General features: G+C 41.4%; 14 protein-coding genes. 2 read left to right on the top strand and 12 right to left on the bottom strand.

Annotation, left to right across the window (positions count from 1 at the left end):
• Positions 1-17 precede the first annotated feature (17 nt).
• The 12 genes from nrfD to SRRS_RS18555 all read right to left on the bottom strand — a co-directional run bounded on the left by nrfD (position 18) and on the right by SRRS_RS18555 (position 11,884).
• The gene (nrfD, locus tag SRRS_RS18500) at positions 18-1,037 is read right to left on the bottom strand and encodes an NrfD/PsrC family molybdoenzyme membrane anchor subunit (RefSeq protein WP_371362585.1); all 1,020 of its coding nucleotides are present in this window, start codon (positions 1,035-1,037) and stop codon (positions 18-20) included.
• Positions 1,037-1,606, bottom strand: coding sequence for a 4Fe-4S dicluster domain-containing protein (locus SRRS_RS18505; protein ID WP_371362586.1), 570 nt, complete (start codon positions 1,604-1,606; stop codon positions 1,037-1,039). The genes nrfD and SRRS_RS18505 overlap by 1 nt, the downstream gene beginning before the upstream one ends.
• A gap of 15 nt (positions 1,607-1,621) precedes the next feature.
• Positions 1,622-3,922, bottom strand: coding sequence for a thiosulfate reductase PhsA (gene phsA / locus SRRS_RS18510; RefSeq protein WP_371362587.1), 2,301 nt, complete (start codon positions 3,920-3,922; stop codon positions 1,622-1,624).
• 2 nt (positions 3,923-3,924) lie between these two features.
• The gene (locus tag SRRS_RS18515; RefSeq protein WP_371362588.1) at positions 3,925-4,866 is read right to left on the bottom strand and encodes an SPFH domain-containing protein; all 942 of its coding nucleotides are present in this window, start codon (positions 4,864-4,866) and stop codon (positions 3,925-3,927) included.
• A gap of 18 nt (positions 4,867-4,884) precedes the next feature.
• Positions 4,885-5,259 carry a GntR family transcriptional regulator gene (locus SRRS_RS18520; RefSeq protein WP_371362589.1) on the bottom strand — a complete coding sequence of 125 codons (375 nt, stop codon included), beginning with the start codon at positions 5,257-5,259 and terminating at the stop codon, positions 4,885-4,887.
• Between the two features lie 493 nt (positions 5,260-5,752).
• Positions 5,753-6,016 (bottom strand): GlsB/YeaQ/YmgE family stress response membrane protein, encoded by a 264-nt coding sequence (locus tag SRRS_RS18525; RefSeq protein ID WP_371362590.1) that lies wholly within the window; start codon positions 6,014-6,016, stop codon positions 5,753-5,755.
• Positions 6,017-6,085: 69 nt separating this feature from the next.
• A complete protein-coding gene (locus SRRS_RS18530) occupies positions 6,086-7,237 on the bottom strand; it encodes a polynucleotide adenylyltransferase (RefSeq protein ID WP_371362591.1) in 1,152 nt (383 codons plus the stop codon).
• 42 nt (positions 7,238-7,279) lie between these two features.
• Positions 7,280-8,731, bottom strand: a complete 1,452-nt coding sequence (locus tag SRRS_RS18535) for a DEAD/DEAH box helicase (RefSeq protein WP_371362592.1) — start codon at positions 8,729-8,731, stop codon at positions 7,280-7,282.
• 308 nt (positions 8,732-9,039) lie between these two features.
• A complete protein-coding gene (locus SRRS_RS18540; RefSeq protein ID WP_371362593.1) occupies positions 9,040-10,365 on the bottom strand; it encodes an MATE family efflux transporter in 1,326 nt (441 codons plus the stop codon).
• Positions 10,366-10,448: 83 nt separating this feature from the next.
• Positions 10,449-10,595 (bottom strand): hypothetical protein, encoded by a 147-nt coding sequence (locus tag SRRS_RS18545; protein WP_371362594.1) that lies wholly within the window; start codon positions 10,593-10,595, stop codon positions 10,449-10,451.
• Positions 10,596-10,753: 158 nt separating this feature from the next.
• Positions 10,754-11,179, bottom strand: coding sequence for a response regulator (locus tag SRRS_RS18550; RefSeq protein ID WP_371362595.1), 426 nt, complete (start codon positions 11,177-11,179; stop codon positions 10,754-10,756).
• Between the two features lie 54 nt (positions 11,180-11,233).
• Entirely contained in the window at positions 11,234-11,884 is a 651-nt protein-coding gene (locus tag SRRS_RS18555; RefSeq protein WP_371362596.1) for a LysE family translocator, read from the bottom strand.
• A 170-nt stretch (positions 11,885-12,054) separates the two neighbouring features.
• Here SRRS_RS18555 and SRRS_RS18560 point away from each other — a divergent pair, with 170 nt between their 5' ends.
• Both SRRS_RS18560 and SRRS_RS18565 read left to right on the top strand, forming a co-directional pair.
• Positions 12,055-12,933 (top strand): LysR family transcriptional regulator, encoded by an 879-nt coding sequence (locus SRRS_RS18560; protein WP_371362597.1) that lies wholly within the window; start codon positions 12,055-12,057, stop codon positions 12,931-12,933.
• Between the two features lie 194 nt (positions 12,934-13,127).
• Entirely contained in the window at positions 13,128-13,301 is a 174-nt protein-coding gene (locus SRRS_RS18565) for a hypothetical protein (protein WP_371362599.1), read from the top strand.
• The last annotated feature ends 57 nt before the right edge of the window (positions 13,302-13,358 follow it).

Here is a 13,358-nt window from a genome sequence, read left to right on the forward strand (position 1 = left end):
TTAGAGCAGGTTAGTCATCAGATAAATATCTGTCCGGCATAGACAATATATAATCTGAGCAACGCACTTCCGAGCATTACCAACGTACAGTTTATCAGCAGCGTTCCACGAGGTACTTGCTGCGCTACTTGATAACTTGCGCCACCTGCTGTTAGGCTGACAGTATCACTCGCCGCTAGTTTCGATCCATGCAGGGAAGTGACCGACACAATAATGGGTAAAATCAACCCGATCCCAACTACCCCAATCCAGAAGACATTTGCCCATACACCACTGGTCAAGGCCTTAACGGCAACTACTGCATATTGGCCGCCCATATTTACCAAGCCGGTAAACATAACGAACAGGACAAACAGTTCTATCGGCAATAATTTGGTATCCAGCGACAATAGGTATTGTAAGTTGAGTTCTTCCACCGAATCTTTAAACAGTGTCACACCCAAAGCAATACATGCACCTAAGCCTGCGGACATTCCGGAGATTAGGAATAGAAGCGGCAGCAAAGGAACATTAAGCAACGGTTTTGCCCCCAAAGCCGAGAGTAAAAAGCCGGTATAAACCGCGATAGAGATAGCCACAAGGCACATTATCCATTCTAGCCATGTCTTATTTTCAAACCATTCGATAAGTGGAAGCAGTGGTTTGAAAAACCACTCTGACCATTCAAATTCAGCCAGCCAATCTTTAAATATGATGGCGGCAAACAGTGTACACAAGCCGGAGTAAATCATCAGTAAAACCACACCGATAGACATTACCGACTGGAATTGATAATGCAGCATCAGCATCCAAAAAGATAGCGGTTTACTTAAATCAACGATCAGCAAACCCTGACCAATCATGATCGAAATAGGGGCCAACAAAGCGCCAGCCTTAATCATTCCATCATAATCGCCGACATTACCGTTCCTCCATTTTACCAGTAATGCTGCAATAAGTGCACCGGCACTTAAGCCAGCCAGAAATAGATACACAGCTACCGGCCATTCCCACTGTATAGCACTATATTGCGCCATAGATCCCCATAATTGATCCATTATTGTCCACCTCCCCGTTTATCGGGAATAACATAAAGCTTAGGATGTGTCCCTAAATGTTCTTTTGGTTTTACGGTATACTGTTGCATAGCTTGGCGGATTTCACTCTTGGGATCATTGAGATCGCCAAAAATCAGCGCCCCCGCCGGACAAATTGATGTACAAGCCGGCTTTTCGCCTTTTTTAACCCGGTTTTCATAACAAAACGTACATTTATCGGCAGCACCGGTAACCGGGTTAACAAACCTGGCTTGATAGGGGCAGGCATTGATACAGTACTTACAACCAACACATTTTTTGGCATCTACCATGTTAACACCGTCGTTATTTATATACGAAGCCCCGGTTGGACATACAGATACACAGGGAGCCTTATCACACATAACACAAGAATGCCGTTCAAAATCCATTACAAGCTTGGGGAATTCTCCTTTGGGTCCATCTATGCGAACTTGCAGCCGGTAGACATCATCCGGAACCTTATTTTCGGCCCGGCAGGCTACCGAACAAGACTGACAGCCAATACATCGATTACTGTCAAAAAGCATACCATAGCGTTTATCTGCCATAACGATTATTCCTCCTTATACCTTTTTGATTTGAACTCCGGCAGTATGAAGCGCCGTACCGCATACCGGCCCCATTACTGTTGGCAGCAGCAAGCTGGAATTAACCCCTTGCTTGTAAGCCCGCTTCAAACCTGGCGATACCCGCCCAAAACCAAAATACGTAAATACCGTATCCGGGCGCACACCCTTACTTACAAGTACAACCGCCTTTTGTTTACCGGATTCGGCTGTAACTTCAACAGTATCGCCTGCCCGGAGGGACAGTTTTGCTGCAGTATCCGGATTAACCCATAACCGGCTTGTCGGCATTAATCCGTACAGCCATGGTATATCATGAGTGTGAGCATTGGTATGTATAGCCGATTTACCCTGAATAAAGTACAACTCATTATCCTCTTTCAGCTTGACCGGACGGTAAATAGGAACCGGTCTGCCGAATAACTCCTGAACTTCATGGGACATAAGCTCAATCTTTTTGCTGTGGGTCTTTAAATTCAGGATGGGTCCGTCAATTATTCCCAGGTCATTTACCTTACTTACTGCTTCCGGATATTTTGATACAAATTGCGCTACGGAATTTTTATCCCGTAAAAACAGCGGTTTAATGCCAAAATTAATGAAGCCCTTGTCTTTGGCCGCTTTAATTAACTCTGTATTACCGCCCATTTGGATGGCCCGCATATCCTCAATATTGTTCCAAGGGAAATATTGCCCTAAGCCGAGACGTTCTCCCAACTCTTTGAATATTTGCCAGTGCGGCTTAGTATCATAAACCGGTTTTACAACCTGCTGGCGGAGAGTATAGGAAGGCGCACTGCCACCGGCATTATTAAAGCCTTCATCCCGTTCCAGGAAAGTACTTTCAGGTAGAACCACATCAGCAAACCAGGCTGTATCAGAAAGGTTAACATCACAGACAACAAGTAAATCCAGTTTCTTTAACGCCTCAATAACGCGAGTGGTATTAGACTGACTTACTACCGGATTATTGCGCAAAACAAACCAGCCTTTAATTGGATAAGGCTTTTCGGTAAGAATAGCTTCAGGAACCTCCTGAACAACTCCGTCGCTGGCAGGAACAAGAAAATGCGGCTGACCTTTTACCTGAGCTCCGTCTACTCTAGGCTTAGCCGGTTTTGGAAAAGGCGGAAGCTTTGGTGCCGCCAGACCCGGAACCACGGTTTTGCCAACTAGACCATTAATGAACCCCGCGCTCTTATCGAGATACATTCCTCCCGGCACTTCAAAGCTCCCTAATAATAGGTTGGCAATAATCGAGGCCCGTCTAAGTTCAAATTCTTCGGGTGAAAATGTCGTACGCCAGCCCCAGTCAATTATAGCTCTGGGTTTAGCTGCTGCCATCTCTTTAGCCATACGTTCGATATCTTTCTCACTGATACCGGTTTCCTGGGCAGCCCAAGCCGGAGTAGTATCGACAACAGAAGCTTTTATTGCGTCAAAACCTTCCGTATACTTTTCAATAAACTCTTTATCATACAGATTATCCCGAATCAATACATGAATAATAGCCAGGACTAAGGCCAAGTCTGTACCTGGTTTAATTGCATGCCATTCATCGGCTTTTGCAGACGTAACCGAAAAGCGAGGATCTACCGAAACTAACTTGCCGCCGTTTGCCATAGCTTTCATTACGCCACGAACCTGTGATACATTGATTCCCTCAAAGAAGCTGCGTCCCAATGACAACAAATACTTAGCATTACCATAATCAAGAGATACCGCCGCTGTGCCAAATATAACTTCCTTAGCAACCGTCCGGGCAATCGGACATGTCGATTCATGCGTAAATGTGTTCGGCGAGCCGTATGCTTTGGCTAACGTATCCATATAAGCTTTATGAGTGCCGCCACGGCAAGCAAATGCCATGCTTTCAGCGCCATACTTACTCTTAATCTCCTGCATTTTTTCTGCGATATAAGAATAAGCTTCGTCCCATGAAACCTCTTTCCATTTACCTTCACCGCGCTCCCCGGTACGAATCAACGGTTTTTTCACCCGGTCCTTATCGTATAACTGGGAAACTGCAGCCCCGCCACGGGCGCATACTGTTCCTCCCGTAGCTGCCCAGTCAGGATTACCGGCTATATAGGTAACCTTCCCATTCTCGATTTTGGCCTGTATGGGGCATCTTGAGGTACACATTTCGCAAAAGCTGCGTACAAATTGACTTTCCTCTGCCTTGGTTTCAGCCGAAACTTCCGATACCATTTTGGTTACTGAGCCGGAAACCGCGATGGCTGCCGCGGTAGCTCCTGATAGCTTTAAAAAAGTTCGTCTTGTAAAATTTCTGCCCATTTTCAACCTTCCTCCTCTTCCGTGATTTTTGAAACGTGTTTATTCTTTTCTAGTTGTGCCTGAATACCTAGATATGCACCCAGATTGGCGGCATCAGCAAGATGACTGGGAATTACCACTAATCCGCCTTGTTTTTTCAGGCTTTCATAGAGAACATTCAGCGACCTGAGTTGAAAAGCCAGCGAACTGTCTCCGTAAATTTTGGCAGCCTCGACAAAGCTCGCGGCAATTTCCTGTTCAACAGACCCCAGAATAATTCGCGCCTTTCGTTCCCTGTCGGCTTGAGCCTCCCTGGACATTGCATCTTGCAGCCCTTCGGGAATAATAACATCCCGAATTTCCACCGATTGAACTGCAACCCCCCACGGAACTGTCCGCTTGTCAATCATTTCCTGTAATTCTGTATCGATATTCTCCCGTCCGGCTAACATCTCCGACAGCATGGTTCTGCCAATAACATCTCTAAGGGCTGTCTGGGCCGCCCAGGAAACGGCCTCCCGGTAATTTTCCACTTCCAAAGCCGCTTTTTCAGGATCCCAAACCATCCAAAACAGTACTGCATCTACATCCACCGGTACATTATCTTTCGTCAAAGTCTGCTCGGCATTAAAAGAAGTGGCAATCACTCTCTGGTCAATCCAGAACGGTATTGTATCAATAATTGGTATTGTAAAAAATATTCCGGGTCCCGCCAGGCAATGAAACTTCCCCAGCCTCAACACGATTGCTTTTTCCCATTGTTGAGCAACTTTGACAGATTGCGACCCCAAGAGACCCAGAATAAATCCAACAATTATAATCCAATGATTGTCATGCATCAAGCCTAATGCTGCCGCAATTATTACAATCACTAAGAAAACGGCAAACGGCAATGCACTCCGTAAAGGTTTGCGTTGGTTCTGAGCGGATTTACTCATTCGCGACCGTTCGTTATTATTCTTCATGTGATCCCTCCTAACGTCTTACTCTTCTTTAATTTTTTTCTCTAGGCGGCAAAATACATCATTAGCCTGAAATCCTAACAAATAGGCGTCAGATAATAACTGCTCCAATAAAACGTCAAGCTGCTGTTCTCTCACCTCCGCCTCAAAAACTTCCGGCAATCCACAGACAAAGGTTCCCCTTCCCTGATGGGTTGAAATAATACCGGCTCGTTCTAATTCCGAATAAGCTCGTGCTACCGTATTACTATTGATACGAAGCTCTACTGCCAGTTGTCTCACTGTCGGTAACTGCTCTCCTGGTGGATAGGCTCCTTTGATAATCAGCGCTTTTAGTCCTTCTTGCACTTGAATATATAAGGGCACGCCGCTCTTATGATCTATTGCCGGCAACATTACTAGCCCCCCTTAGAAAAGTTAAAGTTTGTCGCCCTTATCCAGAGACTTAGCCGCTCACCTGTACCCGTGCAGGAGTCTAATTCTCGCTTGGGGAAGAGGGAATCTTCGAGCGGGTTAGTCATCGAATAGAGCTATCGGCACGACGCATACCAGCCTTCACATTGATTCGTCTACTCTTTGTATGTATGCCAATCCAATATCGTATTAACTTATTGTATTAATTCATTAATACAATTATTAGCCATAGGAAAAAAAATTCCTGCAGAATATAACAAATTAATCATAAAAATTAATCATAAAAATTAATCATAAAATAAAAATTCCCGCCGCTTAAAGGCAGGAATCAAGCTTTCTAACTTATTCAAAAAGTAAAAACAGCTATTGCGAATAGCAAATAGCTGTTTTTTTGAACCTTATGGATTTAAAATAGTGAACCAATCCGTAAAATATCATACCGACTAACTTAGTTAGGAAAAAACACTATACTGACTTAGTCTCTATTTGTCATCTTATTACCACTAAACATTCTAATTATCGAAACAAGTACCACGGCGCCAATAAAACTCGAGATAAGTTGTCCGATTAAACCAAAGGTCGCTATACCAATTAGCGAGAGTAGAAAGCTGCCTATATATGCGCCAATTACCCCAACAATCATATCTACCCATATTCCAAATCCATGCCCCTTCACAACACTTCCAGCCAACCATCCTGCAACGGCCCCAACAATTAACAACCAAATTGTACTACTCAATAAATTCCCCTCCTTTTCGTTCTAGTATCCCCAATAATAAGGAAATTATTAAGCAGAGAAATTTTTCCACTATTGCCGCCTCGAATTTGACTCAAAATGTAAGTGTTCTGAAATGGCTTTCACATGCTTCGCTCTCAACCATTCACCAATTTCTTTACCCTTTAATGTCTTGGGGACAACCTCTCCAGCGGGCAAAACCGTTATATCTTTCAGTGGTCCCAGTTGCGGAATTTTTAATCCTGCTGCTTGAGCAATGAGATCGAAATCCTCAATAGTAAGAGAGCCACGCCTTAATTTATTAATGGTATCTACAATCTTATCAGGAGTGGGATTTTCCAAAGAGCCTATTATTTCGCTAACAGTAACGGCGGCATCCAGCCAATCACCAGGCAATGTCATTCTATTATTCCATAAGAGTAAACGCTCTTTACCCAGTACTACGCCAAAGGCGGCAAACCTTAGCTTAGAATTCTGTGTAGCTTTTGCCACTGAATCTAGTCCTGCTATTACTCTTTTAAACTCTTCTTTAGACAAATCTGAGATTTCTTTAAATGTAATCTGCAATAAACTAGTCTTTGCCAGAACCTCGAAATATCGTCCCGGTTCGCGTGCTTCTGATAGAACCTTTCCCAACTCCGTAGCAATCTGTTCTACAGGTTTATGAGCAAGTTCTTCTGCAGCAGCACTCACAAGAGGCAACGTATCGCCGTCTATATCAAAACCTAAGCGGGCAGATTGGCCTGCAAGCCGCACGGCGCGCATTGGGTCATTGGAAAAATGCTGACTAGTCGCTCTAATTATCTTGCCTTCTATATCCCTTCTTCCATGGTAAGGATCGATAATTTCTCCTGTTAAAACATCGATTGCCATAGAGTTAGCCGTAATATCACGCCTAAAAAGATCTTCTTCAATGGTAATCTTTGGCTTAGTTGATACTTTGTAGCCGCTTCCTTCTTTCCGCTCCGTTCTCGCAAAGGCAACTTCCCGCGTTATGCCGTCGATCCCCAAGCGAAAAACAGAAATAGACTTGGCACATTCTTCAGCCTCGGGGAATATCATTTTAAAATTTTTCTTAACCATACCAACAATACAAAAATCAATATCCTTTGGTGTTACTCCCATAAAGCTATCGCAGACACAATCACCGACTCTAAAAACACGTCCACCGTTCTTTGCAATAATTTCGGCGAAATCTTTCTCTGTTAATACACTAGTACTCATACTTTGCTCTTTTCCCCTCTAATTTTCAGCTCTCCCAGTATTCTAATACAACTTATTAGAAAAACCTACTTCTTTTATCTTATGTATCTTACCTTTTATCTTCGTCGCCCCAAGCGCCTCCATGACAAGCTCGCCTTTATTTCCATGGATCTCCACATAGGAACATGTATCTTGGATATCGATAATACCAATATCGCCTCCACTAATGCCTGGAATGGTAGTAATCGCCCCAAGTATATCGCCTGGCCGCATCTTTGTCTTCTTGCCTGCATTTATCCTAATTCTAGTAATCTGTCTATTTAACTTTTCGCTTTTATCAATTTTTGATATAGGTTCAAGACCATCACGATTATTTAAAAGCAAAGTTTCTTCTTCCACCATCGGAATTTCCAGCTTGAGTATCTTATAATGAGCATATTCCTCAATCTCATGTAAAGTCCTATATTCACTCCTTGCTACAAGAGTAATAGCTGCTCCTACATTCCCAGCCCGTCCCGTCCTGCCAATTCTATGTACATAGCTTTCGCTATTGAGCGGCATATCATAATTGACCACTAGAGATATATCATCTACATGTATTCCTCTGGCTGCCACATCAGTCGCAATCAAAAACTGAAATTCTCCCCTTTTAAAATCATGAATAGAATACAATCGATCCCGTTGCTCCATACCTCCATGCAATATTCCACAGGAATAGCCTTGCTGCTTCATCTTTTCAAAAACATCATCTACCTTGTCCCTTGTATTACAAAAGAAAATGCAACTATTTGGCTTTTCAGTATATATTATTTTAGTAACTAAATTGAACTTTTCTTCTTCTTCTACTTCATAATAAAATTGCCGAATGGTTTCTAAACTAGGACTTTCCGAATCAACTTCTATTTTGACGGGTTCCTTCATGTATTGGTTACAGATTTCCTGAATCTTGTCTGGTATAGTAGCTGAAAATAGCATCGTATGCCTGTTAGCAGGCAACACTTTTATGATGGCTTCCACCTGTTCAATAAATCCCATATCCAACATTTTGTCTGCTTCATCAATGATCAGATACTGCACTTCGTCCAGATTAATGTTGCCTCTGTCAATGTGATCTAAGGTCCTCCCCGGTGTACCGACAACAACATGCACTCGTTGTCTTAACTCTCTTCTCTGTATTTCCATCGGTTGTCTGCCAAAAACAACGGCGCATCTTATTCTTTTAAATCTTCCTATGTTAGAAATGTCCTGTTTTAATTGTACAGCCAATTCTCTAGTGGGTGTTAGAACCAATACCTGGGGATTTTTTTGCTCAACTTCGATTTTCTCGCAAATTGGGATGGCAAAAGCCGCTGTCTTACCACTACCCGTTTGGGATCTCACTATGCTATCCTTCTCTGCAAGAACTAAAGGTATCACCACTTCCTGAACTTCAGTGAGTTCCTCGTACCCCAAGTCCTCTAATGCTTTTGCTATTTCTCTACTTAAAGAATACTTTTTGATAATTTGAAAACCCATACTATTTCAACCCTCATTTTTCCTTGAATTATCCTAGCTCTAGCCTGCTGTAGTTTGTATATTCACTATACATATAATAGCATTAAGCACGCCCCTTTTATCCGAACCCATCAAATACCGTAAAAACATTTTTCGTAGTTCCAGTAATACGATCTCCAAAATAGCATTAACGTGAAATGGCTAATTGCCTATCAAACAGACAATTAGCCATTTCCTGGTTTTTGTAATAAAATCCAGCTTTAATTATAAAGGAATCCATTGACTCGATGAGCTTCAGGACCGTCACCTGACCAATTAGAAATATTAACTTATAATGATTTTTTAACGTATAAGAGATAAAATCTGCCAGCAAGCGCCAAACAGTCAGTAATACACCATAGTAGGAAAGCTATATAACCACCATATATCCCATAGCCAGATTGTACAGCCATAAGATAAGCAAGAGGCAAGAATATCAAATATCCTGACACCATACCTTCATATACAATAAAGCGAGTATCTTTACAGCCGGTTAATGCTCCTCGCAAAACCATATAGACAGAGGAAAATAATTGACCTAGGCAAACCAGTCTTAGCGTGTGCGCTGCTTGTTCTGCTACCATCCTATCGTTAGGACTAAAAAAACCGCTAACCCATGAGGCGAAGGTAAAAAGCAAGCCGCTTGTAACTAACACAATGCCGAAACTCATCTTGCTTATCCGCTTAACCGTAGAGATAAGCAAGGAATCCTGATGATTCTCCAATAACCTCGGCACAATAATGGATGCGGTGATTAAAAAGCCGATTGCAGGAAGATAAGCAAAATTAAAAACTTGCAAAGTAATTTGATGTACTGCTAATGCGGCTGGTCCCAGCGGTTTTATTATATAGATGAAAAACAGCAGTGCCAGCAGTGTAAAACCAGTATTAAGTCCCACATCTACAGCAAGAGTAATATACTCTGGAACGTATCTAAAGAACGATTGATTCAATTGAATGTATTTACGGGTAAATGATTTTTTTAACACCAGATAGGCAATGATCAATAATCCTGCAACATTGGCAAACATAGTTCCCCAAGCCGCTCCTTTTACTCCCATGCTCGGAAAGCCGAACCCTCCCCAAACAAATAAATAATCAAAGAAGATATTTAAAAGACAAATTACGACGCTGCTATATAGAGGTGTCGCCGTGTCCCTGAGTCCTCTAAACAATCCTATAAATACATAAGAGAATAATATGAATGGTATTGTCCAAAGCCAAACTTTAAGATAATCCAAACCGTAATACTTGAGCTGCTCGTTACCTGCGATATTATAAACAAGTTCGCTGATATGCGGGGCAAAGACAAGGAGTACAATACCGATAATGGCAACTAAAAACAATCCGGTATTCACCACACCTGTTGCCTTCGGCCTATCATCTGCAGCCGCAGCCTGGGAGATCAAGACAGTCGTACCAAGTCTAAAACCTTCTAAAAAATTAAATACTGTTGCGCATAAGGCGTTCGCTATTGCTATAGCAGCAATAGCCTCCGTACCATAGGGGCTGATGAACACAAGGTCAGTCATACCATTAATTAATACAACTGACTGGGCAATAATAACAGGAAAAGCGAGTTTCCCGATTTGTTGGTAGCTAATAATTTCTTGCATATATTATCCTCCTGTAAAAGTAAAAAGACGCCGAATAAACCGGCGTCTTTTGCAGTAATTTTTTTAAAAAGAAGTATCCTTCTCTATTTGCAGCCAAGAGCTTCCGGTCCCTGTTTTCGATATGCGGTTTGCTTAAAAATGGGCAGACTAATCCAATTTTTGTCCAAAACGCTTGCGCGAACAGGTGATTTGACGTCTTGAAGCATCATATACTCAAAAACAATTTTCATCACTCTTGGCCTCCTTTCACATGGATTTCTTTTACATTTTATGAAACATTTGCTGTTTTGTCAATCTGTCGCCATCATTTTTGATAGGAAGAGAAGTAATATACTCTAGCGATCTCTCGCTTATGAAATAAGAAGATAAAAAACGACTTTTTTATCCATTAAAGCCGGCAAATCGTCTTTAATTTATGGCAGAGCGTACCTGTCCGCTTGGGCCCCGCTTTTTTCCTTTCTGCTATCTTTTTTATTACTGAATTAAAGTCCAAAACATTTATAGGCTTTTGGAGGTAATAATCAATGCCGCTAAGCATTGCTTCGGTAATTATCGATTTATTACTACAGGCAGAGATCATAATATAAGAGATTTTATTGTTTATACTGCTGATCTTCTTTGTTAATTCAATACCGCTTTGACCCGGTAACAGTAAATCAACCACGACAATATCGGGTCGTAATTTACGAATGCCGGTCTCAGCCTCCAGGCCGTCACCATAATTACCAACAACTACCCCTAAATGATATTTTTCAATTATATAACTGATTGTCCTGCGAAAACCAATGTCATCATCAACAATTAAGAATCGCATTTCCAAATGATTTCACCTAGTTTCTAACTAATCTTTACTATGGAAACAGCAATATTACTTCAGGAGCATTTTTATTGCCATTACCAACAAGAGAAAACCGGTAACTGCCTTTATTCTTAGCTGAACTCTGCGATCAAGCAAATAATGGCGTATTTTAAAAATCAAAGCTATTATTATGGCATACCATAACAGCAACAAACCTACGAATACCAACGTAAGCAATAGCGATTGCATGAATAAATTATTCTCAAGATTCATGTATTGTGGAAAAATAGACAAAAAGATAAAAGATGTCTGGATATTTAACACATTGGTAGTAAATCCTTTGGTAAAAGATTTACGGCCGTTTTCTAATTCATTACTTACGTAGGTTTCATCAATTGTATCTTCAGATACCTTACTTAGCTGATAGGCACTCACAATACTATTAATTGCTAAATAAACGAGATACCCGCCCCCCAGCACCTTAAACAGACTGAGCAGACTTGGTGATTTCATAATAACAAGGGCTATTCCTAATCCGGAAAGAGTGGTATGAACAAACATCGAACTGGCTATTCCTACAACATTATAAATAGCCGCTTTATGTCCGAAACTAAGTCCCGATTGGAGTACTAACACCTGATTGACACCAGGAGTTACTATCATTAGCATCATGACAATAATAAAGGAATACAATTCATGGCCACCAATAGGCAAGTTCAATAGAGAAAGCCCCCTTTTATACAACCATTTTCCTGGCATACTATTAATATTTCCGTAGGAGCGCCCCGAAAAGATTACTATTTGTTGCAATTATAACATAGTCCGAATTATAATAAAATTATCAATTTCATATACTTTATATATCAAAAAGGTATACAAGAGGTGCGTACATGGACATCCGGGACATGAGGTATTTTTATACTATTGTTGAAGAAGGAAACATCAGCAACGCTTCTAAGCGGCTTAATATCGCGCAACCGGCTCTAAGCAGACAAATGAAACAACTGGAAAGTGCTCTTGGAGCTCAATTGTTTGAACGTGGCAGCCGGAGAATAAGACTAACGGAAGCAGGACAGCTATTACGTGCACGGGTAGAACAGATATTAGGCTTAGTCGACGGCACAATGAAAGAAATGACTGAATTCAATTCCGGCTTAGGCGGTACAATTTCGATAGGTACGGTTACTACGTCGGGATTTACATTGCTGCCAAATCTGATTAGTAGATTTCACAGTTTATATCCTAATGTCACTTTCCAATTATGGGAAGGTGATGGCTTTCGGATTTTAGAGCTTTTGGACAACGGAGTAATCGAAGTTGGCATCTTGCGCGCACCGTTCGATTCAGAAATTTACGAATCAATTACTCTCCCCGATGAACCATTAGTTATTGCTATGAAAAAGGATAAATGCTATTGCGGAGAAGATCCTGAAAATGTTCGACTGATTGAGCTTAATAACCAGCCGCTTATCATTCCACTTAGGTGGAAAAATTTATTCGTCGATTGGTGCGCCAAAGCCGGCTTTACGCCGAAAATCGTTTGCATAAGTGATGGAATTGTACTTAATATTCTATGGACAAAAGTAGGAATCGGTATGGCTTTAGTACCTAAGTCTACGGAAGGACTCATTTCAGATTCCGCGTTGACTTATAAAAAAATAATAGAACCCACGGTATCAACACAAACCGTTATTGTCTGGCTGCGAAACCGCAAGCTGTCTGCTAGCAGTAAGCACTTCTTAGAATTACTGAGGGAAACTTTTAAATAAAAGGATTAAACAAAATGAGGATACCTGTTTTTTCAGGTGTCCTCATTTTGTTTAATCCTTTTATGCTTTTATTATTCTAAACTTGATGCTCCTCATAATTTTTTTGTTCATTTACCACACTTAGTAAATTAGCCCACTTTTTTAGGTTTACTTATCGCCAGAATCGAGCACACTTTAATTAGGAGGTGATGGAAATGCTGGACAAAAAGAATTCTAGCAAGTTAATGAATGAGGCTACCGATAACGCAGCTAACTCATTAGAAGGCGTAAGCAATCAAAATTCGGACGCAGTTACGGAACAGTTCAATAACAAAATAGATGAAGCCTTAGAGCAGGCGAAAGCCAAGTACGCAAAAAATACAAAATAAATACAGCGCCCAAAATCTGGGCGCCTATTGATTTCACGAACTGTCATAATCTTATTT

Origin of the sequence: Sporomusa rhizae (assembly GCF_041428845.1) — a bacterium.
Lineage (GTDB): Bacteria > Bacillota > Negativicutes > Sporomusales > Sporomusaceae > Sporomusa > Sporomusa rhizae.

Coding starts and splice junctions, on each gene's coding strand:
- SRRS_RS18565 (WP_371362599.1), top strand. CDS start 13,128: ATGCTGGACAAAAAGAATTCTAGCAAGTTAATGAATGAGGCTACCGAT.
- phsA (WP_371362587.1), bottom strand. CDS start 3,922: ATGGGCAGAAATTTTACAAGACGAACTTTTTTAAAGCTATCAGGAGCT.
- SRRS_RS18515 (WP_371362588.1), bottom strand. CDS start 4,866: ATGAAGAATAATAACGAACGGTCGCGAATGAGTAAATCCGCTCAGAAC.
- SRRS_RS18540 (WP_371362593.1), bottom strand. CDS start 10,365: ATGCAAGAAATTATTAGCTACCAACAAATCGGGAAACTCGCTTTTCCT.
- SRRS_RS18560 (WP_371362597.1), top strand. CDS start 12,055: ATGGACATCCGGGACATGAGGTATTTTTATACTATTGTTGAAGAAGGA.
- SRRS_RS18505 (WP_371362586.1), bottom strand. CDS start 1,606: ATGGCAGATAAACGCTATGGTATGCTTTTTGACAGTAATCGATGTATT.
- SRRS_RS18535 (WP_371362592.1), bottom strand. CDS start 8,731: ATGGGTTTTCAAATTATCAAAAAGTATTCTTTAAGTAGAGAAATAGCA.
- SRRS_RS18530 (WP_371362591.1), bottom strand. CDS start 7,237: ATGAGTACTAGTGTATTAACAGAGAAAGATTTCGCCGAAATTATTGCA.
- SRRS_RS18545 (WP_371362594.1), bottom strand. CDS start 10,595: ATGAAAATTGTTTTTGAGTATATGATGCTTCAAGACGTCAAATCACCT.
- nrfD (WP_371362585.1), bottom strand. CDS start 1,037: ATGGATCAATTATGGGGATCTATGGCGCAATATAGTGCTATACAGTGG.
- SRRS_RS18550 (WP_371362595.1), bottom strand. CDS start 11,179: ATGCGATTCTTAATTGTTGATGATGACATTGGTTTTCGCAGGACAATC.
- SRRS_RS18520 (WP_371362589.1), bottom strand. CDS start 5,259: ATGTTGCCGGCAATAGATCATAAGAGCGGCGTGCCCTTATATATTCAA.